At 70.3% G+C, this 21177-nt stretch carries 18 protein-coding genes and 1 pseudogene; 9 read left to right on the top strand and 10 right to left on the bottom strand.

What is annotated here, in order from left to right:
- Positions 1-15: 15 nt before the first annotated feature.
- Complete coding sequence (locus H570_RS0100740) at positions 16-474, top strand: DUF192 domain-containing protein (protein WP_027079086.1); 459 nt, start codon at positions 16-18, stop codon at positions 472-474.
- A 52-nt stretch (positions 475-526) separates the two neighbouring features.
- Positions 527-1369 carry a SirB1 family protein gene (locus H570_RS0100735; protein WP_027079085.1) on the top strand — a complete coding sequence of 281 codons (843 nt, stop codon included), beginning with the start codon at positions 527-529 and terminating at the stop codon, positions 1367-1369.
- A gap of 34 nt (positions 1370-1403) precedes the next feature.
- Here H570_RS0100735 and H570_RS0100730 read toward each other — a convergent pair whose 3' ends face one another.
- A complete protein-coding gene (locus H570_RS0100730; protein ID WP_084499566.1) occupies positions 1404-1634 on the bottom strand; it encodes a rubredoxin in 231 nt (76 codons plus the stop codon).
- 35 nt (positions 1635-1669) lie between these two features.
- On the opposite strand from H570_RS0100730, the pseudogene thiE reads away from it, so the two are divergent.
- The 4 genes and pseudogenes from thiE to H570_RS0100710 form a co-directional block, all read left to right on the top strand.
- Positions 1670-2311 (top strand): annotated as a pseudogene (gene thiE, locus H570_RS15755) (thiamine phosphate synthase); the annotation flags it as partial.
- 188 nt (positions 2312-2499) lie between these two features.
- Positions 2500-3789, top strand: a complete 1290-nt coding sequence (gene hemL, locus H570_RS0100720; RefSeq protein ID WP_027079083.1) for a glutamate-1-semialdehyde 2,1-aminomutase — start codon at positions 2500-2502, stop codon at positions 3787-3789.
- On the top strand, positions 3786-4406 hold the full coding sequence (locus H570_RS15750; protein ID WP_036134561.1) for an HAD family hydrolase: 621 nt from the start codon (positions 3786-3788) through the stop codon (positions 4404-4406). The genes hemL and H570_RS15750 overlap by 4 nt, the downstream gene beginning before the upstream one ends.
- Positions 4407-4410: 4 nt before the next feature.
- On the top strand, positions 4411-5535 hold the full coding sequence (locus tag H570_RS0100710; protein ID WP_027079082.1) for a trans-sulfuration enzyme family protein: 1125 nt from the start codon (positions 4411-4413) through the stop codon (positions 5533-5535).
- Positions 5536-5615: 80 nt separating this feature from the next.
- Here the strand turns inward: H570_RS0100710 and H570_RS0100705 are convergent, their stop codons facing one another.
- The 4 genes from H570_RS0100705 to H570_RS0100690 all read right to left on the bottom strand — a co-directional run bounded on the left by H570_RS0100705 (position 5616) and on the right by H570_RS0100690 (position 8988).
- The gene (locus H570_RS0100705; protein WP_036134558.1) at positions 5616-6857 is read right to left on the bottom strand and encodes an acetylornithine transaminase; all 1242 of its coding nucleotides are present in this window, start codon (positions 6855-6857) and stop codon (positions 5616-5618) included.
- Entirely contained in the window at positions 6857-7291 is a 435-nt protein-coding gene (locus tag H570_RS0100700; protein ID WP_027079080.1) for a VOC family protein, read from the bottom strand. Before H570_RS0100700 ends, H570_RS0100705 begins: the two co-directional genes overlap by 1 nt.
- A 126-nt stretch (positions 7292-7417) precedes the next feature.
- Positions 7418-8236 carry an SDR family oxidoreductase gene (locus H570_RS0100695; RefSeq protein WP_027079079.1) on the bottom strand — a complete coding sequence of 273 codons (819 nt, stop codon included), beginning with the start codon at positions 8234-8236 and terminating at the stop codon, positions 7418-7420.
- 92 nt (positions 8237-8328) lie between these two features.
- Positions 8329-8988, bottom strand: coding sequence for a protein kinase family protein (locus tag H570_RS0100690; protein WP_027079078.1), 660 nt, complete (start codon positions 8986-8988; stop codon positions 8329-8331).
- A gap of 926 nt (positions 8989-9914) precedes the next feature.
- On the opposite strand from H570_RS0100690, the gene H570_RS15745 reads away from it, so the two are divergent.
- Positions 9915-11936, top strand: coding sequence for a bifunctional DedA family/phosphatase PAP2 family protein (locus H570_RS15745; RefSeq protein ID WP_051175941.1), 2022 nt, complete (start codon positions 9915-9917; stop codon positions 11934-11936).
- On the opposite strand, the gene H570_RS0100680 is transcribed toward H570_RS15745, so the two are convergent.
- The 3 genes from H570_RS0100680 to H570_RS0100670 form a co-directional block, all read right to left on the bottom strand.
- On the bottom strand, positions 11912-12487 hold the full coding sequence (locus H570_RS0100680) for an LON peptidase substrate-binding domain-containing protein (protein ID WP_027079077.1): 576 nt from the start codon (positions 12485-12487) through the stop codon (positions 11912-11914). The genes H570_RS15745 and H570_RS0100680 overlap by 25 nt on opposite strands.
- A 104-nt stretch (positions 12488-12591) precedes the next feature.
- Entirely contained in the window at positions 12592-14244 is a 1653-nt protein-coding gene (mpl, locus tag H570_RS0100675; protein WP_425411533.1) for a UDP-N-acetylmuramate:L-alanyl-gamma-D-glutamyl-meso-diaminopimelate ligase, read from the bottom strand.
- Between the two features lie 89 nt (positions 14245-14333).
- Positions 14334-14912 (bottom strand): adenylate kinase, encoded by a 579-nt coding sequence (locus tag H570_RS0100670; protein ID WP_027079075.1) that lies wholly within the window; start codon positions 14910-14912, stop codon positions 14334-14336.
- Between the two features lie 121 nt (positions 14913-15033).
- Between H570_RS0100670 and H570_RS0100665 the strand changes: the two genes are divergently transcribed.
- Positions 15034-16290, top strand: coding sequence for a 6-phosphofructokinase (locus tag H570_RS0100665; RefSeq protein WP_027079074.1), 1257 nt, complete (start codon positions 15034-15036; stop codon positions 16288-16290).
- A 96-nt stretch (positions 16291-16386) separates the two neighbouring features.
- On the opposite strand, the gene H570_RS0100660 is transcribed toward H570_RS0100665, so the two are convergent.
- Positions 16387-16887, bottom strand: coding sequence for a hypothetical protein (locus H570_RS0100660; RefSeq protein WP_036134555.1), 501 nt, complete (start codon positions 16885-16887; stop codon positions 16387-16389).
- A gap of 188 nt (positions 16888-17075) precedes the next feature.
- Here H570_RS0100660 and H570_RS0100655 point away from each other — a divergent pair, with 188 nt between their 5' ends.
- Positions 17076-19139 (top strand): sodium-translocating pyrophosphatase, encoded by a 2064-nt coding sequence (locus tag H570_RS0100655; protein WP_027079072.1) that lies wholly within the window; start codon positions 17076-17078, stop codon positions 19137-19139.
- A gap of 456 nt (positions 19140-19595) precedes the next feature.
- On the opposite strand, the gene H570_RS0100650 is transcribed toward H570_RS0100655, so the two are convergent.
- Positions 19596-21155 carry a M91 family zinc metallopeptidase gene (locus H570_RS0100650; RefSeq protein WP_027079071.1) on the bottom strand — a complete coding sequence of 520 codons (1560 nt, stop codon included), beginning with the start codon at positions 21153-21155 and terminating at the stop codon, positions 19596-19598.
- Between the last annotated feature and the right edge of the window lie 22 nt (positions 21156-21177).

Below are 21177 nucleotides of genomic sequence, written 5' to 3'. Positions count from 1 at the left end.
TGTGGAGCCCGACCGATGCGACCAAACCGCGTTCTCGCCCACCTGGCGCTATGCGCCTCCAGCCTGCTCGCCACTGCCTGCGCAAGCGGCGACTGGGTCGAGCTCGGCGGCCACCGCTACCAGGTCGAGATCGCCGACACCGACGCCGAACGCGCGCGCGGCCTGATGTTCCGCGACGAACTGCCCAGCGGGCACGGAATGCTGTTCATCCACGATGAACTGGCGCCCCAGGCCTACTGGATGAAGAACACCCGGATCCCGCTCGACATCCTCTACTTCGACGACCAGCGCCTGCTGGTATCGCAGCAGCGCGACGTGCCTCCGTGCTCTGCGGGCGACCGCTGCCCGTCCTATCCGAGCGACGCGCCGGCGCGCTACGTGCTGGAGCTCAACGCGGGCAACGCCGCGCAGATCGGTCTCGAGAACGGTGCGGAGCTTCGCTTCGGCCCGGGAATCCCGGCGACTGGCGACTGAAGCCGGTGCACCCGCACTTGCGACGCCCGCTGGCGCAGCGCAGTCTGGGGACATGCACGACCACATCGCCCTGCCCGACTGGAACTCACTCGCCAGGCTGGATGACGAATCGCTGCCGCTGCTGGGCACGGCGCTGCTGATCGCGCGCGACGAGTACCCAGATCTCGACGCGGGCCAGTACGAAGCGCTGGTGCAGGGCCATGCTGCCGGCATGCGCGACGAAATCGATGCGACCGGGCACTGGGCGCTGAAAATACAGGCGATCAACCGCCACCTGTTCGAGGAACTCGGGTACGCGGGCGACCACGACCAGTACTACGACCCGCGCAACAGCTACCTCAACGAAGTGTTCGAGCGCCGGCGCGGCAATCCGATCTCGCTTGCACTGGTGCAGATGGAAGTCGCGCGCAGGCTCGGCGTGCCGCTCGACGGGGTGTCGTTCCCGGGCCATTTCCTGGTGCGCCTGCCGGTGGACGATGGCGTGCTGGTGATGGATCCATTCAACCGCGGCCGTCCACTGGACATCGACGAACTGCGCCAGCGCGCGCGCCCGCACCTCGGCGGCGATGCGCCCGACGACGAAGCGCTGTCGCAGATCCTGAACCCGGCCTCGAATCGCGCCATCCTGATGCGCGTGCTGCGCAACCTGCACGGCGTGTACAGCGACGGCGATGACTGGGAGCGCGCCACGCGCAGCGCCGACAGGCTCCTGAAGCTCTCGCCGAACGATGCCGATGCGCTGCGCGACCGCGGCCTGGGCTACCTGCGCATTGGCCACAACAGCGGTGCGCGCGCCGACCTGGCGCGCTACCTGCAGCTCAATCCGCGCGCGCCCGACGCGATGACGGTGCGCGCGCACCTGGTTGATCTCGGCGGTGCGGGCCGCGTCAACTGAATGCTCCCGGGCTGATGCGTCCGGGCCGGCTCGCTCAGGCCAGCATCATCTCGAAATCGTCCTTGGTCACGCCGCAGTCCGGGCACGTCCAGGTGTCAGGGACGTCCTCCCAGCGCGTGCCCGGGGCAATGCCCTCTTCAGGCAGCCCGGCGGCTTCGTCGTAGATGAAGCCGCAAACGACGCACATCCAGGTGCGGTAGGCGACGGCGGTCTCGTTCATCGGATAATGGCGTCCCGGCGGGGCGTTTCGTGCGGAAAGCCGCATTGTCCCACTCCGCACCGCTGCAGGAAACCGCGACGATGAATTCCCACTCGCACCACGGCAACGCCAGACCCGGCCAGGGCCTGCGCGGGCTGTACCTGCTCACGCCCGACGAAGGCAGCACGGCGCGCCTGCTCGTGCGCGTGCGCGCGGTGATCGGGCAAGCCGCCCTGCTGCAGTACCGCAACAAGACCGCCAGCGCGGCGTTCCGGCGCGAGCAGGCGTGCGCACTGCTGCCGCTGTGTCGCGAGGCCGGCGTGCCGCTGCTGGTCAACGACGATTGGCGGCTGGCCGCCGACATCGGCGCCGACGGCGCGCACCTGGGCGAGGACGACGGCGCCCTGCGCGACGCACGCGCAGCCCTGGGCGCCGCCGCGATCCTAGGCGCCTCCTGCTACGACGACATCGCCCGCGCCGAAGCAGCGGCGGCGGCCGGCGCCAGCTATCTCGCATTCGGCGCGTTCTTCCCCTCACCGACCAAACCCCACGCGCGCCGCGCCACGCCACGGCTGCTGTCGGACTCGGCACGCTTCGGCCTGCCGCGGGTGGCGATCGGCGGCATCACCCCGGACAATGCGCGGCCACTGGTCGCCGCCGGTGCCGACCTGCTCGCGGTGATCAGCGGGGTGTTCGACGCGCCCGATCCGGTGGCGGCGGCGCAGGCGTATCGCGCGTGCTTCATCGAGGACGCGCACTCCCGGCCCGTCGGCGCGCCGCAGGCGGGACAAGCTGGCAGCGACGTGGCGCGGGACGCAACTGCCGGGCCGAAGCACTCGCCGCCTAGGCCGCTCCCGCAAGAGCAGGAATTCCCACAAGAACATCAAGCCGCGCCGGCACGCGCCGACGCAGAAGACGGAGAAAATCACGCATGAACACCCAACGTTCGCAGGCGCTGTTTGCAAGCGCGCAAACCCTGATGCCCGGCGGCGTCAACTCGCCGGTACGCGCGTTCAAGTCGGTCGGCGGCACGCCGTTCTTCGCGCAGCGCGCGGAAGGCCCGTACCTGTTCGACGTCGACGGCAACCGCTACATCGACTACGTCGGTTCGTGGGGCCCGATGATCGTCGGCCACAACCATCCGGCGGTGCTCGATGCAGTGCTGCGCACGGCGCGCGACGGGCTCTCGTTCGGCGTGCCCAATCCGCTTGAAGTGACGATGGCCGAAACCATCGCGCGGCTGGTCCCGGGCTGCGAAATGGTGCGCATGGTCAACTCCGGCACCGAGGCGACGCTGTCGGCGATCCGGCTGGCGCGCGGCGCGACCGGGCGCGCGCGGATTGTCAAGTTTGAAGGCTGCTACCACGGCCACGGCGACTCGTTCCTGGTCAAGGCCGGCAGCGGCGCGCTGACATTCGGCGTGCCCACCTCGCCGGGCGTGCCCAAGGCGCTGGCCGACCTCACGCTGACCCTGCCCTACAACGATTTCGACGCCGCCACCGCGCTGTTCGACGAGTGCGGCGGCGACATCGCCGGGCTGATCGTCGAGCCGGTGGTCGGCAACGCCAACTGCCTGCCGCCGCGCGAGGGTTTCCTGCAGCACCTGCGCGAACTGTGCACGCGGCACGGCGCGCTGCTGATCTTCGACGAGGTGATGACCGGTTTCCGCGTCGCGCTGGGTGGCGCACAGGCGCGTTACGGGGTGACGGCCGACCTGGCGACGTTCGGCAAGGTCATCGGCGGCGGCATGCCGGTGGGCGCGTACGGCGGCCGCCGCGAGTTGATGCAGCAGATCGCGCCGGCCGGCCCGATCTACCAGGCCGGCACGCTCAGCGGCAATCCGGTGGCGATGGCGGCGGGACTGGCGATGCTGGAACTGGTCCAGGCGCCCGGCTTCCACGCCGAACTCGAGCGCCGCAGCAACCTGCTGTGCGACGGCCTCGAAGCCGCGGCAGGCGAAGCGGGCGTGGCCCTGACCACCAACCGCGTCGGCGGCATGTTCGGGCTGTTCTTCAGCGACGAGAAAGTCGACACCTACGCGCAGGCGATCGCCTGCGACAGCGCCGCGTTCAACCGCTTCTTCCACGCCATGCTCGAACGCGGCGTGTACCTGGCGCCGTCGGCGTTCGAGGCCGGCTTCATGTCCGCCGCGCACGACGACGCCGTGATCGAACAAACCCTGGTCGCCGCGCGCGAGGCGTTCCGGGTGGCGAAGGCGTGAGCAATGCGCCGGCCGTCGTCCTGTTCGACCTGGACGGCGTGCTGGTGCATTACGACCACGCGGCGCGGCTGCAGCTGCTGGCCGAGCGCAGCGGCGCCGGCGTCGAAGCGGTTTCGCAGGCGCTGTTCGGTTCCGGGCTTGAGCGCGATGCCGATCTCGGCCTGCATGACGCGCAGGGCCAGGCCGGCGAACTCGCGCGCCGGCTCGGCCGGCCGGTCTCGCTGGACGACTGCATCGCCGCGCGCCGCGCCGCAACGCGCGCGCACCTGGCCGTGCTCGCGCTCGCGCAGCGCATTGCGCGCCACGCGCAGGTCGCGATCCTGACCAACAACAACCTGCTGCTGCGCGACCACCTGCCGACGATCTGCCCGCCGCTGTTCCCGCTGTTCGACGGCAGCGTGTTCTGCTCGGCGCAGTTCCGGCTGGCCAAGCCGGATCCGGCGATCTTCGTGCGCTGCCTGGCGGCGCTCGGCCACGCGCCCGCCGAGGCATTGTTCATCGACGACAAGCGCGAGAACGCCGAGGGCGCCCGCCGCGCCGGGCTGCGCGCGCATCATTACCGCAACCTGCCGGCGCTGCTCACCGCGCTGCGCGAACTCGACTTCCCGGAGGACTGACCCGATGCGCTTCGAAACCCTCGCGATCCATGCCGGCGGCGAAGCCGACGCCGCGACCGGCGCGGTCACCCCGCCGATCCACCTGTCCACGACCTTCCGTCACGGGCCGGCCGCCGAGCGCGTCGCCGGCTACGAGTACCAGCGCGAGGGCAACCCGACCAACGACCGCCTGCGCGAGGCAGTCGCCGCAATGGAAGGCGGCGCGACGGCGCTGACCTTCGCCTCCGGGATGGCGGCGGCGAGCAACCTGCTCGAATCGCTGCCCGCCGGTGCGCGCGTCGCGATCCCCGACGACTGCTACACCGGAGTGCGCATGCTGGCCTCCGAATTCCTGCCCGCGCGCGGCATCACGGTCGATGTCCTCGACATGGCCGACCTCGAGGCCGTGCGCGCGGCGTGCGAGCGCGGACTCGACCTGCTCTGGGTGGAAACGCCATCCAATCCGCTGATGAAAGTCAGCGACATCGCCGCGCTGGCCGCCCTCGCGCATGCACACGGTGCGCTGCTGCTGTGCGACAACACCTTCGCCTCGCCGGCGTTGCAGCAGCCGCTGGCGCTGGGCGCGGACATCGTCATGCATTCGACCACCAAGTATTTCGGCGGCCACAGCGACGTGCTTGGCGGCGCGCTGGCGTTCGCACGCGCGGACGAGGCCTTCCAGCGCGTTGCGCACAGGCTCCACGTCACCGGCGCGGTGCTGGCGCCGTTCAGCGCCTGGCTCACCCTGCGCGGCTGCCGCTCGCTGCCGGCGCGGATGGCGATGCACTGCGCCAATGCGCGGCGCATCGCGGAGTTCCTCGCCGCGCAGCCCGAGGTGAAACAGGTGAACTACCCGGGTCTGGCCGCGCACCCTGGCCATGCGGTCGCGAAGAAGCAGATGCGCGACTTCGGCGGCATGCTCAGCGTGCGGCTGCGCGGCGGTCGCGATGCGGCGCTGGCGATGACCGGGGCGCTGCGGCTGTTCACCAACGCCACGTCGCTGGGCGGCTGCGAATCGCTGGTCGAGCATCGCGCGTCGGTCGAAGGCGACCGCCCGACCTCGCCACAGGACCTGCTGCGGATCTCGGTGGGGCTGGAGCATCCCGACGACCTGGTCGCGGATCTCGAGCAGGCGCTGCGCGCGACCTGAACTGTCGGAGCGCCTCATGGGAGCGCCGCAAGGGGCGCGATGGGTTTCGCCGGGAAAGCGATCGCGCCCATGGGGCGCTCCTACCGGGTAACGAAGGCCTTGAGTGCGGCGCGCAGCCGCGCCAGTCCTTCGGCCACGTCGGCATCGGCAAGGTTCAGCGCCGGCACGAAACGCAGCACGTCGGGGCCGGCCTGCAGCAGCAACAGGCCGTTCGCGGCGGCGTGGTCCAGCACCTCGCCCGCACGCCCAGCATGCTCGGGCTTCAGCACCGCGCCCAGCATCAGGCCACGGCCGCGAACCTGCGCGAACAGGCCCAGCTCGGCGTCGATCGCAGCCAATCCCGCGCGCAGCGCGGCCGATTGCCGCGCGACGTTGGCGGCGATCTCCGCCGACCCCAGCTTGCGCAGCGCCACCCGCGCCACCGCCGCGGCCAGCGGATTGCCGCCGAACGTGGTGCCGTGGGCGCCGTATTGCATCACCTCGGCCGCCCTTGGCCCCGCCAGCATCGCGCCGATCGGGAAACCGCCGCCCAGCGCCTTGGCCAGGGTCACGATGTCCGGCACCACGGCGTCCTGCCAGTGCGCGAACAGCGTGCCGGTGCGGCCCATCCCGCACTGGATTTCATCGAGCACCAGCAGCGCGTCGAAGCGGTCGCACAGCGCGCGCGCCGCGGCGAGGAAACCGTCGGCGGCCGGCATCACCCCGCCCTCGCCCTGCACCGGTTCGACCAGCACCGCGGCAACGTCGCCGCCGGCCATCGCCGCTTCGAGCTGCGCGATGTCGTTGAAGTCGACGTAGCGGAAGCCGCCGGGCAGCGGTTCGTAGCCCTCCTGGTACTTGGGCTGCGCGGTCGCGGTGACCGCCGCCAGCGTGCGGCCGTGGAAGCTGCCGCGGAAGCTGACGATCACGCGCCGCTCCGGCGGCCGGCCCTGCTGCGCGGCCCACTTGCGCGCCAGCTTGATCGCCGCTTCGTTGGCCTCGGCGCCGGAGTTGCACAGGAACACCCGCGAGGCGAACCGCGAGGCCTGCACCAGCTCTTCCGCCAGCCGCAGCGGCGGCTCGCTGTAGAACACGTTGCTGGTATGCCACAGCTTGCCGCCCTGTTCGACCAGCGCCGCGAGCAGGTCCGGGTCGCCGTGGCCGAGCCCGCACACGGCGATGCCGGCCGCGAAGTCGATGTACTCGCGACCCTCGCGATCCCATACCCGCGCGCCCCGGCCACGGTCGAGGATCACTTCGCGCGGCCGGTACACCGGCAGGTAGTGGCGCTTGCCGGCGGCAATCAGGTCAACGCTGGATGCCTTCGTTTCAGATGCGGCCATCACCAGGTCCCCGTGTTCGGCATCGACACCCACGGCTCGCGCGGCGGCAGGTGTCCGTCCTGCAGCAGTTCCACCGACACCAGGTCCGGCGAGCGCACGAAGGCCATGTGGCCGTCGCGCGGCGGGCGGTTGATGGTCACGCCCATCGCCTGCAGGCGCTCGCAGGTGGCATGGATGTCGTCGACCCGGAACGCGAGGTGGCCGAAGTTGCGGGCGCTGCCGTAGTCCTCGGGCGGCGAGCCGTCTTCGGGCGGCCAGTTGTACGTCAGCTCGATCTCGGCTTCCGGCGTCTCGTCCGCCGCGAGGAACACAAGCGTGTACCTGCCGGCGGCGTTGTCCATGCGCCGGGTTTCGCGCAGGCCGATGCCTTCGCAGAAGAAGCGCAGCGTGGCGTCGAGGTCGCGCACGCGGATCATGGTGTGGAGGTATTTCATCGCGTTCTCCAGGCTGTAGGAGCGCCCCATGGGCGCGATTGCTCTCGCCGGCAAGGCGATCGCGCCCATGGGGCGCTCCTACAGGGTCAATCGAGCAATCGCGCCCATGGGGCGCTCCTACAAGGGTCAATCGAGGAACAGGTCGGGCAGCAGCGGCTGCGACGGATCGGACGCGTAGTGCGACAGGTCGGTGATGCCGGCGTCGCGCAGCACTTCGTCGTCGATCAGGAAATTGCCGGTAAACCCCGCGGCGGGCCGGGCCAGGATCGCGTGGGCGGCGTCGGCGAGGATCTCCGGCTTGCGGCCGTTGGCGGGGCTGACGCCGGGGATCATGTTCAGCGCATCGGTGGCGATCAGCGTGCGCGGCCACAGCGCGTTGACCGCGACGCCGCGGGGGCCGAACTCGCCGGCCAGGCCCAGGGTGACGAAGCTCATGCCCATCTTCGCCAGCGTGTAGCCGGTGTGCGGCGCCCACCACTTCGGATCCAGCGACGGCGGCGGGGCGAGGGTGAGGATGTGCGGATTGGGCGCGACCAGCAGGTGCGGCAGGCAGGCCTGCGCGCACAGGAAGCTGCCGCGCGCGTTGACCTGCTGCATCAGGTCGAAGCGCTTCATCGGCGTGTCCAGGGTGCCGCGCAGCCAGATCGCGCTGGCGTTGTTGACCAGGATGTCGATGCCGCCAAAGGCGTCGACCGTGGCCGCGACCGCCGCGCGCACCTGGTCCTCTTCGCGGATGTCGCATTTCAGCGCCAGCCCCTGTCCGCCGGCGGCGTTCACGGCCTGCGCAGCGGTGTGGATGGTGCCGGGCAGTTTCGGGTTGGGCACGTCGGACTTGGCCGCGATGGCGACGTTGGCGCCGTCGCGCGCGGCGCGCAGCGCGATGGCCAGGCCGATGCCGCGCGAGGCACCGGTGATGAAGAGGGTCTTGCCGGCGAGTGGGGTCATCGTGGGAGTTCCGTGCAGGGAGGCCCATTGTAGGAGCGCCCCATGGCCGCGACCGCATTCCCGGCAAAAGCCATCGCGCCCATGGGGCGCTCCTACGGCTTCGGGCCCTGCCCTTCGTTGTCTTCCCACTTCAGGATCCGGCGGGTGACGAAGCGGTACACCGGCTTGCCGGTGGCGAACCAGGCCTCGCGCACCCACGAGGTGCGCTTGAGGATGCGGCGCTCCACCGGGGTAATCGATTGCGGGCAATAGGTGCGCTTGTGCTTGAGCAGGTGGCGCAGGTCCTCGCGCGCGAGCAGGCGCATCCAGCGCGAGCGCGGATCGCCAAGCACGGCGAGCTGGAAGTCGATCAGCGCGGGACTGCCATCTGCCAGCACTAGCCAGTTGGCTTCCTTGGCCAGGTCGTTGTGGGCGATGCCGCGGCGGTGCAGCCGCTGCAGCAGCCGGCGCGCGGCGCGGAAATAGGCCAGGTCGCGGTGCGGCGGCCGCTGGTACATCGCCGCGCCGTCGAGGTAGCTGCGGTCGAGGATGCGGCCGTCCCAGCCGAGCAGCTGCGGCATCGCCTCGAGCCCGTCCACGCGTTGCAAGCCGCGCGCCTCGCGCCGCGCCAGCCACCATGCAGGCAGCCGCAGCCACCACGGCACGTGGCGCAGGTCGCGGCGCACGAACACCCCGCCGGCATCGCGCATCAGCGAGATGCGGCCGAAGCTGTCGGATTTGAGCGCCTGGATCTCGATCGCGTCGCGGGACATGGCGGCATTGTAGGCAGTGCACGCCGCTTGATGCGGTTGCCGTTCCGGACAGGAACGCGGTCGCGGCGCAAAAGGCTGCTGCTGTTGCTGTTGCTGTTGCTGTTGCTGTTGCTGTTGATCTTGATCTTCGGGGCCCCTCCGAAGCGGCGGAGCCGGCGGGCAAGACCCGCAGGGCGCCGCACACGGATGTGCGGCGTTTTCCGCGGGGGCAGGATGCCCCCTCGGAAAATCCCGTTGGCTCCGCGGACCCGACGCGCAGCGTCGGGCGCGCAGGCGGGGTGTGCTTTCTTTGCGCCAGGTTTCTTTGCACAAGCAAAGAAAGTGGCTCGCGCCGTCACGGCGCGAAAGCTCTTGATCTTGATGTCGGCGAAACGGGAACGGCCGGCGGGTCAAGACGCGCCCCACGACGGACCCCGCTGCGGCGGAGCGAAGAGCACGTCGGGGACGTAGCCCCGACCTACGTGATCTTGATCTTGATCTTCCGGGCCCCTCCGTAGCGGCGGAGCCGGCGGACAAGACCCGCAGGGCGCCGCACATGGATGTGCGGCGTTTTCCGCACGGGCAGGATGCCCGCTCGGAAAATCCCGCCGGCTCCGCGGACCCGACGCGCAGCGTCGGGCGCGCAGGCGGGGTGTGCTTTCTTTGCGCCAGGTTTCTTTGCACAAGCAAGGAAAGGTGGCTCGCGCCGTCACGGCGCGAAAGCTCTTGCTGTTGGCCGCAAGGCCCGGGATCACGGCTTGCTTCATTGGAGCAACTACGCCGCGAGCCACGGCGCGCCAAAGCAGCTCGCTGTGCTCGCCCCCTCATCCGCCCTTCGGGCACCTTCTCCCGCATGCGGGAGAAGGGCTGCTGCCGAAGCAGCACCACAACGCCATGGATCCCGGAAGCGGCGCCTCGATTCACCGCCCGCCCCGTACAATCCGCCGATGACGAATGGATGGTTCGAGCAACTCGTCGCCTGGATCGGCGCGCATCCTGTTGCCGCGGGGCTGGTGATCTTCGCGATCGCATTCTGCGACGCGGTGATCGTGCTTGGCGCGATCGTCCCCGCCCTGCCGCTGCTGTTCGCGATCGGCGTGCTGATCGGGCTGGGCGAACTCTATGGCCCTTACGCGGTGGCGTGCGCGGCGCTGGGCGCGTTCGTCGGCGACGGCCTGAGTTTCTGGATCGGTCGCCGCTGGGGATCACGGCTGCGTGGGGTATGGCCGTTCGCGCGCTATCCGCAGCTGCTTGGCCGCGGCGAACTGGTATTCCGGCGCAATGCGGTCAAGGGCATCCTGATCGCGCGCTACGTCGGCCCGATCCGGCCGTTCGTGCCGGCGGTCGCGGGCATGGCGCGGATGCCGATCCGGCGCTACCTGCCGGCGAGCGCGTTCGCCGCGCTGACCTGGGCGCTGCTGTTCCTCGTCCCCGGCTGGCTGCTGGGCCACGCCTACGACGCGGTGGCGGCGGTCGCCAACCGGCTGGCGCTGGCGATCGGCGGCCTCGCGGTCGCGCTGGCGCTGGCGTGGGCCGCGGTGCTCTACACCTATCGCTGGTTCGCGCGGCACGCCGATTCTCTGCTGGCGCGCGCATTGCGCTGGACCCGCATGCATCCGCGCCTGGGCCGCTACGCCGCGGCGGCCATCGACCCCAACCGCCCGGAATCTGCCTCGCTGCTGGTCCTTGCCGTTTGCCTGCTGGCGATCGGCGTGGCCTGGTTCGCGCTGCTGGGCACGGTGCTGATGCGCAGCGAGCCGCTGGCGCTCGACCGCGCCGTGTACGAAACGATGCTGGCGCTGCGCAACCCGCTGGCCGACCGGCTGATGGCAGGACTGGCCTCGATCGGCGACGCGGTGGTGCTGGGGCCGGCGGTCGCGCTGACGCTGGCGTGGCTGCTGTGGCGCAAGCGCTGGCTGGCCGCGGCGCACTGGCTGGCGGCGCTGGCCTTCGGCCTGGTGCTGACCGCGCTGCTCGGCGCGGTGGTCGACATGCCCAACCCGCCCACCGCGCCGGCGGGCTTCGGCTTCCCGTCGATCGCGGTGACGATGGCCACGATCACCTTCGGTTTCTTCGCGGTGCTGATCGCGCGCGAGATGCCGGGCCGGCAGCGCGTCTGGCCGTACCTGGTCAGCGGCGCCGTGGTCGCTGTGCTCGGCTTCGCGCGGCTGTACCTGGGCGCGCACTGGCTCAGCGACGTGGTCGGCGGGATGCTGTTCGGCATCGTCTGGCTGCTGGTGCTGGGCATCGCGTACCGGCGCCACGTGGCGCGCTCGTTCTGGATGCGGCCGCCGGCGGCGGTGTTCTACATCACGTTCCTGGTCGCGGCGCTGTGGCACGCGCCGCGCGCGGTGGACACGCTGCTGGAGCGGTTCGCGATGCCGCCGCCGGTCGTGGCGATGAGCGCCGAGCAGTGGTGGCAGGGCGGCTGGTCGAGCCTGCCCGCGCAGCGCAAGGAACACGATGCCAGCCAGCGCTGGCCGCTGGACCTGCAGATCGAGGGGCCGCTCGAACCCCTGCAGCGCCGGCTGCAGGCCAACGGCTGGGGCGTGCAGCCGCAGGCCGACTGGCTGGCAACGCTGCAGCTGCTCAACGACGACATCCCGCCCGAGCGCCAGCCGGTGCTGCCGGCCACGCTCGACACCGAGGCCGAAACGCTGCTGCTGCGCCGCCCCGGCGACCGGCCCGGCGAGATCAAGCTGCTGCGGCTGTGGCGCGCGCCGGTGCAGCTGGCCGACGGCGGGCCGCTGTGGGTGGGCACCACCCAGGTACTGCACCATGCCGAGCCGTTCGGCCTGTTCGGCCTGTGGCTGCCGGATCCCGACACCGGCGTGGCGCACGACGACGTGCGCGCGGCGATGGCCGGGTTCGCGATGGCGCAGTCACCGCACCCGCTCACCGGCGTGGAGGTGCTGCGGCTGCGCGTTCCCGCCGATGCGGGCGCTCAGGAGATCATGCCGAGCAACTGATCCAGGCGGCCGTGCGGGTCGTCGTCCTGCAGCAGCGACTGCCGCTGCGCATCGGACAGCGGCAGCCATTCGGCCAGGCGCCAGCAGATCCACGCCGCATCCTCGAATTTGGCAGCCGGCGCCCGCGCGTGTTCGCCGCCGGCCTGGTCTAGGATGCGCTCGAGCACCATCGCCAGCAGGCCGTGCTGCGGCCGCAGTTCGTCGACGTCATCGTCGCCGCGCCAGTCGACGTCGGCGACCATCAGGCCGTTGTCGCGCACCCGCGTGCGGCGCACGTGGAAGCGCCGCGCGCCGCGCACCTGCAGGGTCAGCAGGCCGTCGTCGCCGGTGCCGAAGTCCTCGATCAGCGCCTCGGTGCCGAACGCCGCGGGCGTCGCCGGCCCGCCAGCCTCCTCGCCATCGAGGATCAGGCAGATGCCGAAGCCGCTGCCGTCGCGGCCGCATTCGCGCACCAGGTCGAGATAGCGCGGCTCGAACACGCGCAGGCCGAGCGCCGCGCCGGGCAGCAGGACGGTGTGCAGGGGGAACAGGGGCAGGGACTGCATGGGCATGGGCGGCAGGCTAGCGCAGCCGGCGTCGGGGTGGCGTTTGCCGTCTCCCCTTTCGCAGGAGCGGCGGAAGCCGGGACCTCGGCAGATCGCGGCTTCCGCCGCTCCTACGAAGGCGAAGCCAGCAAGCTTTCGCGCAGGGCCGCGAGGAACCGCCGCGGCGCGCCGTCGAAGCCGCCGTTGGACATGAAGACCACGTGGTCGCCGGTGCGCACCAGGCCGTGCAGGGTGGCGACCAGCGCATCGGCGTCGGCGACGTCGTGGCCCTCGCCGCGCAGCGCCGCCACGACCTTGCCCGCGTCCCATGCCAGCTCGGGCCGGTGCAGGAACACCACCACGTCCGCGCCGTCCAGCGACGGCGCCAGCGCGTCGGCGTGCGCCCCCAGCCGCATCGAATTGCTGCGCGGCTCCATCGCCACCACGATCCGCGCGTCGCCGACCTTCGCGCGCAGGCCGGCGAGCGTGGTGGCGATCGCGGTCGGATGATGGGCGAAGTCGTCGTACACGGTGATGCCGTCATGCCCGCCGATGACCTCGAGCCGGCGCTTGACGCTGCGGAACTGCGCCAGCGCCGGGATCACCGCCGCCACGTCCACGCCGACCGCGGCGCAGGCGGCAAGCGCGGCCAGGCCGTTGAGCACGTTGTGGTCGCCGAGCAGCGACCATTCGACGACGCCGAGTTCCTCGTCGCCGTGCAGAACCGCGAAGGCGCTGCCGTCGCCGCGCAGCTTGCGTGCGCGCCATTCGAACGCCGCGCCGGCCGTCCCGCCGTGCAGCCCGAAGCGCTCCACCGGCGTCCAGCAACCCATCTCCAGCACCTCGCGCAGGCGCTGGTCGTGGCCGTTGACGATGAGCCGGCCGCGCCCCGGCACGGTGCGCACCAGGTGGTGGAACTGGCGCTGGATCGCGGCCACGTCCGGGAAGATGTCGGCGTGGTCGTACTCGAGGTTGTTGAGGATCGCGACCAGCGGCCGGTAATGCACGAACTTGCTGCGCTTGTCGAAGAACGCGGTGTCGTACTCGTCGGCTTCCACGACGAACTCGCGGCCCACGCTGGAATCCGCGGCCGCAGGCTGGCCTGGTTGCCCCTCTCCCTGCCGGGCGAAGCCATGCGCTTGCGACCCATCGGTTCGCGCGTCGCCGGGTGCGGCCGCGGCGACGCGAGGGCCGGATGAGGGAGGGCGGTCGCCGCCGAGTCGCGCCGACACCCCGAAGTCCTCTGCCACTCCGCCGATCAGGAACCCCGGCTCGCGTCCGGCGGCCTGCAAAAGGAACGCCAGGATCGTGGTGGTCGTGGTCTTGCCGTGGGTGCCGGCGACGGCCAGCGTGTCGCGCCCGGGCAGCACGTTCTCGGCCAGCCACTGCGCGCCCGAGGTGTAGCGCAGGCCGGCATCGAGCACGTGCTCGACCGCCGCATTGCCGCGCGACAGCGCGTTGCCGATCACGACCTGGTCGCAGTCGGGCGAGAGGTTGCCGGGGACGTACCCGGGCTTCAGCTCGATGCCGAGGGTTTCGAGCTGGGTCGACATCGGCGGATAGATCGCCTGGTCGCTGCCTTCGACGGCGTGACCGAGCTCGCGCGCCAGCGCGGCGACGCCGCCCATGAAAGTACCGGCGATTCCGAGGATATGGAGCTTCAAGGGCAAACGCCTCTCAATGATCGTGACTGCGCACGGCGAGGGGACTCCTGCACGGCGCCAACGCCGCCTCTCCCGCTTGCGGGAGAGGAATGAGGTGGGGAACGTCCGGTCGCGATCCACCTGGACACAGCAGTGGCAAGGCCAGCGACACCAGGAGCGCCGTCATTCGCCTCCGGCACCTTCTCCCGCAAGCGGGAGAAAGCGATTCATCAGCCGACCGCCTTCTCCGGCGCGATCGCCTCGATGATCCGGGTGAACACTTCGTCCAGCGAGCCCACGCCGTCGACCACCGTCAGTTGGCCGTGGGCGCGGTAGAACTCGATCACCGGCGCGGTCTGGTTTTCGTAGACCTGCAGGCGCTTGCGCACGGCTTCGGGCGAGTCGTCGGCGCGGCCTTCGGCCTTGGCGCGGCCGGCGATGCGCTCGACCAGCAGTTCCACCGGCACGTCGAGCTGCACCGCGTAGTCCATCGGCTGGCCGATGCGGGTCAGCAGCGCGTCCATCGCGTCCGCCTGCGCAAGGTTGCGCGGATAGCCGTCGAGGATGAAGCCGCCCTTGGTATCGGCGCGCGAGAAGCGGTCCTCGAGCATGCCCAGCAGGATCTCGTCGGAGACCAGGTCGCCGCGCGCCATCACTTCCCTGGCCTGCAGGCCGAGCGGGCTGCCGGCGGCGACTTCCGCGCGCAGCAGGTCGCCGGTGGAGATGTGCGGCACCTGCAGGTGCTCCTTCAGGCGTGCGGCCTGCGTTCCCTTGCCCGATCCCGGCGCACCCAGAAGTACCAGTCGCATCGATTGCTCCGAACGCTGAAAAAGACGGGGCGCCGCGCGGGCGTAGACTGCCCTGTGGCCGCGGCGCTGACGCGCCACTTTACCGTATCCCGGCCCCCGACCCCTCCCCCGGATGCTCCCGATGCCCCAAGGAACCCTGCTGTACGCCCAGAGCGGCGGCGTCACCGCCGTCATCAATGCCACCGCCGCGGCGGTGATCGCCGAGGCCCGCGCCCGCAAGGTCAAGGTGCTGGCCGCGCGCAACGGCATCCTCGGCGCGCTGCGCGAGGAGTTGATCGACACCTCGAGGGAATCCGCCGCCACCATCCGCGCGCTGGCCCACACCCCGGGCGGGGCGTTCGGCTCGTGCCGGGTCAAGCTCAAGTCGCTGGACGAAGACCGGGCGCGCTACGAGCGCCTGCTGGACGTGCTTCGCGCCCACGACGTGCGCTGGTTCCTCTACAACGGTGGCAACGACTCGGCCGACACCGCCAACAAGGTGTCGAAGCTGGCCGCCGAGTTCGGCTATCCGCTGACCTGCGTCGGCGTGCCCAAGACCGTGGACAACGACCTGGCGGTCACCGATTGCTGCCCCGGCTTCGGCTCGGCGGCCAAGTACACCGCGGTGTCGGTCCGCGAGGCCGCGCTGGACGTGGCGGCGATGGCCGAGACGTCCACCAAGGTCTTCGTCTACGAGGCCATGGGCCGCCACGCCGGCTGGCTGGCCGCAGCGGCGGGGCTGGCCGGCAAGGGGCCGGACGACGCCCCGCACCTGATCCTGTTCCCCGAGCGCCCGTACGACGAGGCCGACTTCCTCGCCCGGGTCGGGAAGATCGTGGCGAAGGTGGGCTACTGCGTGGTGGTCGCCAGCGAAGGCATCCGCACCGCCGACGGCGGCTTCGTCGCCGACGCCGGCGGCGGCAAGGATTCGTTCGGCCACACCCAGCTCGGCGGCGTCGCCTCGTTCCTCGCCGGCCGGGTCAAGCACGAACTGGGCATGAAGGTGCACTGGACCCTGCCCGACTACCTGCAGCGCTCCGCCCGCCACATCGCCTCGAAGACCGACCTCGACCAGGCCCTGGCCGTGGGCAAGGCGGCGGTGCAGTACGCGCTGGCCGGCCGCAACGCGACCATGCCGGTGATCGTGCGCACCTCCGACACGCCCTACCGCTGGAAGATCGAGCCCGCGCCGCTTGCGAAGATCGCCAATCGCGAGAAGAAGATGCCGGCGAACTTCATCCGCCGCGACGGCTACGGCATCACCGCCGCCGCCCGCCGCTACCTCGAACCGCTGATCCGCGGCGAGGCGCCACCGCCGTACGGGCGCGACGGGATTCCGAAGTACGTGGAACTGGACAACGTGCTGCTGGAGAAGAAGCTGGCGGGTTTCGACGCGTAAGCGCCAGGCGCACGCATCGAGCGCGTGTCGGAACCGCGGGTCGGAGTTACGTCCCCGACGATTTTCGCGATGGGCCGTCGGCGGCGTAGCCCCGACCTATGGGCAGGCCTTGCCCTCGACGCTCATCGCCGCGGCGTACATCGGGATCGGGGGGAGCTTGCCGGCCGCGGCGGTCTTCATCGCGTCATCGAGGTAGATCCGCGACTGGCCCTGGCCGTCGCGCTCCTGGCCGACCTCCACCGGCTTGCGCCAGATGCGGACCACCGCCTGCTGCGACGGGCAGGCGGCGCTGGGGACGCGGATCAGGTCGTTGAACTTCCAGCCCGAGGCTTCGGATGGCCTGGCCTTCGCGGCATCGACGAAGCGCGCGCGCGGCTGGCAGTTCTGGCTGGTGCGGACCACGGCGAACTTGTAGGGCTCGGCCGCCTGCCCGGTGAACGCACCCTCGATGCGGGCGCAGGCTTCGGGAATCTGGCGCAGGGTGTGGACCACGCCGTTGGCCTGCGGGGTCGCGGCCGGGCGGGTGATCTCGGGCACCGGGTCGGCGGCGAACGCCGGCAGCGCGGCAAGGAGCATGAGGGGAGCGATCAGGCGCATGGGATTCCCGTTGGATTCCTCGGAACAGGGCGCCAAGGCTGTCACGGGGTGGCTGAATCGGCGCTCACGGACGCGTCGGCACCGGTTGAAGCCATCCCGGGCCTTCCCGCACTGCAACATCCAGTCTCCCGACGCTATGCGATAGTTCCGCTGTTGTTTCAACCGCAACATTTCCGGGGAGGAAATTCATGCTCGAGCAGTATGGTTTGTGGCTGGCGCTCGCCTGCGCCGCCGTCGCGATTCTCTATGGAATCTTCTCGGCCGGCTGGATCAACCGGCAGCCCGCGGGCAACGAGCGCATGCAGCAGATCGCCGGCGCGATCCAGGAAGGCGCGCGCGCCTATCTCAACCGCCAGTACACGACGATCGGCATCGCCGGCGTGGTGCTGCTGGTACTGATCGGCTTCTTCCTCAACTGGCCCACGGCGATCGGTTTCGCGATCGGCGCGGTGCTTTCCGGCGCGGCCGGCTACATCGGCATGAACGTCTCGGTGCGCGCCAACGTGCGCACCGCGGAGGCCGCCCGCAAGGGCATGAGCGCGGCGATGGACGTGGCGTTCCGCGGCGGCGCGATCACCGGCATGCTGGTGGTGGGCCTGGGCCTGCTGGGCGTGGCCGGCTACTGGATGGTGCTCGGGCGCATGGGCATCACCGGCGAGACCGCGCTGCACGCGCTGGTCGGCCTGGCTTTCGGCGCCTCGCTGATCTCGATCTTCGCGCGCCTGGGCGGCGGCATCTTCACCAAGGGCGCGGACGTCGGTGCCGACCTGGTGGGCAAGGTCGAGGCCGGCATCCCCGAGGACGACCCGCGCAACCCGGCAGTGATCGCGGACAACGTGGGCGACAACGTCGGCGACTGCGCCGGCATGGCCGCGGACCTGTTCGAAACCTACGCGGTGACCATCATCGCCACCATGCTGCTCGGCGGCCTGATGTTCGCGGAGGACTCGCACGCGGTGCTGTATCCGTTGCTGCTGGGCGGGGTGTCGATCATCGCCTCGATCATCGGCGCCTTCTTCGTCAAGGTGGGCGATCCGTCCAAGGGCGGGGGCGGCTCGATCATGGGCGCGCTGTACAAGGGCGTGATCGTGTCGGCGCTGCTGTCGGCGGTCGCGTTCTGGTTCGTCACCGCGGACCTGTTCCCGAACGGGCTGACCACGCTCGACGGCACGCTGATGGTCTCGTCGACCAACATCTTCTACTGCGGCCTGATCGGCCTGGTGCTGACCGGCGTGATCGTCTGGATCACCGAGTACTACACCGGCACCCAGTTCAAGCCGGTGCAGCACATCGCGGCGGCTTCCACCACCGGCCACGGCACCAACATCATCGCCGGCCTCGGCATCTCGATGAAGTCGACCGCGTTGCCGGTGATCGCGGTGTGCGCCGCGATCTGGGGTGCGCACGGCCTGGGCGGCCTGTACGGCATCGCCATCGCCGCGACCGCGATGCTGTCGATGGCCGGCATGATCGTCGCGCTCGACGCCTACGGCCCGATCACCGACAACGCCGGCGGCATCGCCGAGATGGCCGAGCTGCCGAGCGAGATCCGCGACATCACCGATCCGCTGGACGCCGTGGGCAACACCACCAAGGCGGTGACCAAGGGCTACGCGATCGGTTCGGCAGCCCTGGCCGCGCTGGTGCTGTTCGCCGACTACACCCACAACCTGCAGGCCAACAACCCGGGCGAAGTGTTCACCTTCGACCTGTCCGACCACATGGTGATCATCGGCCTGCTGATCGGCGGCCTGATCCCCTACCTGTTCGGCGCGATGGCGATGGAAGCCGTGGGCCGCGCCGCGGGCGCGGTGGTGGAGGAAGTGCGCCGCCAGTTCCGCGACATCCCCGGGATCATGGAAGGCACCGGCAAGCCGCAGTACGACAAGGCGGTGGACATGCTGACCAAGTCGGCGATCAAGGAAATGATCGTGCCGTCGCTGCTGCCGGTCGCGGTGCCGATCGTGGTCGGCCTGCTGCTGGGGCCGAAGGCGCTGGGCGGCCTGCTGATCGGCACCATCGTCACCGGCCTGTTCGTCGCGATCTCGATGACCACCGGCGGCGGCGCGTGGGACAACGCCAAGAAGTACATCGAGGACGGCAACCACGGCGGCAAGGGCTCCGAGGCGCACAAGGCCGCGGTGACCGGCGACACCGTCGGCGATCCCTACAAGGACACCGCGGGCCCGGCGATCAACCCCTTGATCAAGATCATCAACATCGTCGCGTTGCTGATGGTGCCGCTGCTGTAACCGAAGCCCGACCTGCACGGCACGATCGCCCCTCTCCCGCTTGCGGGAGAGGGGAACGGGGTGAGGGCGCGCCGCAGGCGCCGATCAAGATCATCAATATCGTCGCAGTGCTGCTGGTGCCGCTGCTGTAACCGGCCACGTCAGCGTCGTCACCCTCGGAAGGCCCCGCACACGCGGGGCCTTTCTCATGGTCTTCCCTCCCCGGAGGGAGACGCATGATCAGGCACTCGTGCAGGCCCCGATGGGGCTCCGTGCCTTTAGGGCCGGAGACCGCTCCTTGCCCCGGAGGCATCCTGCCCCGGCTCGCGCCTTCCATGGCGCGCCGACACTACCGCCAGAGCTCCACGCTCCGGGCCCTGCAGCGGGCAATCAGCAGGCAACAAAAAACGGCGACCATTGCTGGCCGCCGTTTGCCCCCTTCCCTGTGCCTCCTTATCCCTGTTCCATGGCCTCGCGTCAGATCGCGTAGCTCGGCCGCAATTCCAGTCCCATCTCTGCGCGCAACCCGTTCTCGGACAGCGCGGTCGGGTTGTGGGTGATCGGGCCGGAGCCGTCACCGAAGTCGTACGGCGTGGCCGTGGTCTCGAGCCCGACCGCCTGGCGCTCGGCGTTGGGGATTTCAAAGCCGGCCGCGGGGTTGGGGCTGTCCGGCCCCGGCCCGGTGTAGGTGCCCGGCAGGAAGGTGCCGTTGACGCCGTTGTAGGCGTGCGACATCTCGTGGAACAGGGTCACCGACGGCACCGGCAGCTCGGGAATGGCGAACGCCGGGTTGTAGGAAATATCAACCGGGCCGGACCTGCCCGGCTGGCCATTGCGGATGTCCGAGCCGCCGACGCTCTGCGCGTAGCCGTTGTCGACGTTCTGCAGCTCGCGGATGGTGACCACGTTGCCCTTGGCCGCGGCCTTGTCGAACTCGGCCAGCATCTTCTGCCCGTTCGGCGAGCTGCGCAGCATTTCGATGTCGGCCTCGACCCGCTGCACGAAGGCTTCCGAGCCTTCCACCTTCACGCCCTTGAGGCCCGCATCGCTGTTGAGCACCACGTTGACCACGTTCGGGTCCGCGTCGGCCGCGCCGGTCAGCTTGTCGCCGATACCGGCGGCGTACACCAGGCCGTCGGCACCGATGTTGCCGACGGTATTCGTGCCGCCGCCTGTGTAGATGCGATCGCCGTTGCCGCTGGCGGTGATGGTGTCGTCGCCCAGGCCGCCGGACAGCACGTTCTTGCCCGCGGTGGCCACGATGACGTCGTCTCCCGCACCGCCTTCGATGTAGTCGTTGCCCTTGCCGCCGGTGATGGCGTCGTTGCCGTCGCCGCCGTACAGGGTGTTGTTTTCGTCGCCGCCGGTGATGGTGTCGTCGCCCGCACCGCCGGACGCGTAGTTGAAGCCGCCACCGGTGTCGATGTGGTCGTTGCCCGCGCCGCCGTCGATGCGGTCGTTGCCGGCGCCGCCCTGGATGGTGTCGTCGCCGTTGCCCGCTTCGATGATGAAGTTGACCTTCACCGACGGGTCGATCTCGATGCTGTCGTTGCCGTCGCCGGTGCGCACGGTGAGCTGCTGGCCCTGCGCGAGGCTGACGTCGTACTGCTCGCCATTGACGTCGAAGCTCAGCTGGCCGTTTTCGCCCTGGGTGACCTTGACCTGGTCGTCGCTGTTGCCGGTCTTGAACACCAGCTGGTCGGCCAGCACGTAGTACTGCCCGGAGCGCTGGTCGAGTTCGCCGGTGCGCTCGCGGGTGATCTCGACCTGCGCGGTGTTGCCCAGCTTGTCGATGAACAGCGGCTGCCCGGTTTCGCTCTGCGTCTGCACGCGGGTGCCGGCGTTGGTGGCGTCGCCGTCGATCTGGGTGGCATCGCCGCGGCGCTCGTTGGCGGCCACCTGCGCGGTGCCGACCGTGTCGATTTCGCGCGGGCCTTCGGCTGCCGGATTGAACAGCGCGGTCCGGCCGGGCTGGTTCCAGACACTGGCCTGCTGGGCAGCGGTATCTGGCAGGCGGGGTTCGATCTGGACGGTCATGGGCGTCTCGGACTGGATACGG

Origin of the sequence: Luteimonas mephitis DSM 12574 (genome assembly GCF_000422305.1) — a bacterium.
Classification (GTDB): Bacteria; Pseudomonadota; Gammaproteobacteria; order Xanthomonadales; family Xanthomonadaceae; genus Luteimonas; species Luteimonas mephitis.
This window is presented reverse-complemented; position numbering and strand designations above follow the sequence as displayed.

What these genes read in the sequence shown, in the direction of transcription:
- H570_RS0100740 (WP_027079086.1), top strand. Translation starts at nt 16, where the DNA reads ATGCGACCAAACCGCGTTCTCGCCCACCTGGCGCTATGCGCCTCCAGC.
- H570_RS0100735 (WP_027079085.1), top strand. Translation starts at nt 527, where the DNA reads ATGCACGACCACATCGCCCTGCCCGACTGGAACTCACTCGCCAGGCTG.
- H570_RS0100730 (WP_084499566.1), bottom strand. Translation starts at nt 1,634, where the DNA reads ATGCGGCTTTCCGCACGAAACGCCCCGCCGGGACGCCATTATCCGATG.
- hemL (WP_027079083.1), top strand. Translation starts at nt 2,500, where the DNA reads ATGAACACCCAACGTTCGCAGGCGCTGTTTGCAAGCGCGCAAACCCTG.
- H570_RS0100710 (WP_027079082.1), top strand. Translation starts at nt 4,411, where the DNA reads ATGCGCTTCGAAACCCTCGCGATCCATGCCGGCGGCGAAGCCGACGCC.
- H570_RS0100705 (WP_036134558.1), bottom strand. Translation starts at nt 6,857, where the DNA reads ATGGCCGCATCTGAAACGAAGGCATCCAGCGTTGACCTGATTGCCGCC.
- H570_RS0100700 (WP_027079080.1), bottom strand. Translation starts at nt 7,291, where the DNA reads ATGAAATACCTCCACACCATGATCCGCGTGCGCGACCTCGACGCCACG.
- H570_RS0100695 (WP_027079079.1), bottom strand. Translation starts at nt 8,236, where the DNA reads ATGACCCCACTCGCCGGCAAGACCCTCTTCATCACCGGTGCCTCGCGC.
- H570_RS0100690 (WP_027079078.1), bottom strand. Translation starts at nt 8,988, where the DNA reads ATGTCCCGCGACGCGATCGAGATCCAGGCGCTCAAATCCGACAGCTTC.
- H570_RS15745 (WP_051175941.1), top strand. Translation starts at nt 9,915, where the DNA reads ATGACGAATGGATGGTTCGAGCAACTCGTCGCCTGGATCGGCGCGCAT.
- H570_RS0100680 (WP_027079077.1), bottom strand. Translation starts at nt 12,487, where the DNA reads ATGCCCATGCAGTCCCTGCCCCTGTTCCCCCTGCACACCGTCCTGCTG.
- H570_RS0100670 (WP_027079075.1), bottom strand. Translation starts at nt 14,912, where the DNA reads ATGCGACTGGTACTTCTGGGTGCGCCGGGATCGGGCAAGGGAACGCAG.
- H570_RS0100665 (WP_027079074.1), top strand. Translation starts at nt 15,034, where the DNA reads ATGCCCCAAGGAACCCTGCTGTACGCCCAGAGCGGCGGCGTCACCGCC.
- H570_RS0100660 (WP_036134555.1), bottom strand. Translation starts at nt 16,887, where the DNA reads ATGCGCCTGATCGCTCCCCTCATGCTCCTTGCCGCGCTGCCGGCGTTC.
- H570_RS0100655 (WP_027079072.1), top strand. Translation starts at nt 17,076, where the DNA reads ATGCTCGAGCAGTATGGTTTGTGGCTGGCGCTCGCCTGCGCCGCCGTC.
- H570_RS0100650 (WP_027079071.1), bottom strand. Translation starts at nt 21,155, where the DNA reads ATGACCGTCCAGATCGAACCCCGCCTGCCAGATACCGCTGCCCAGCAG.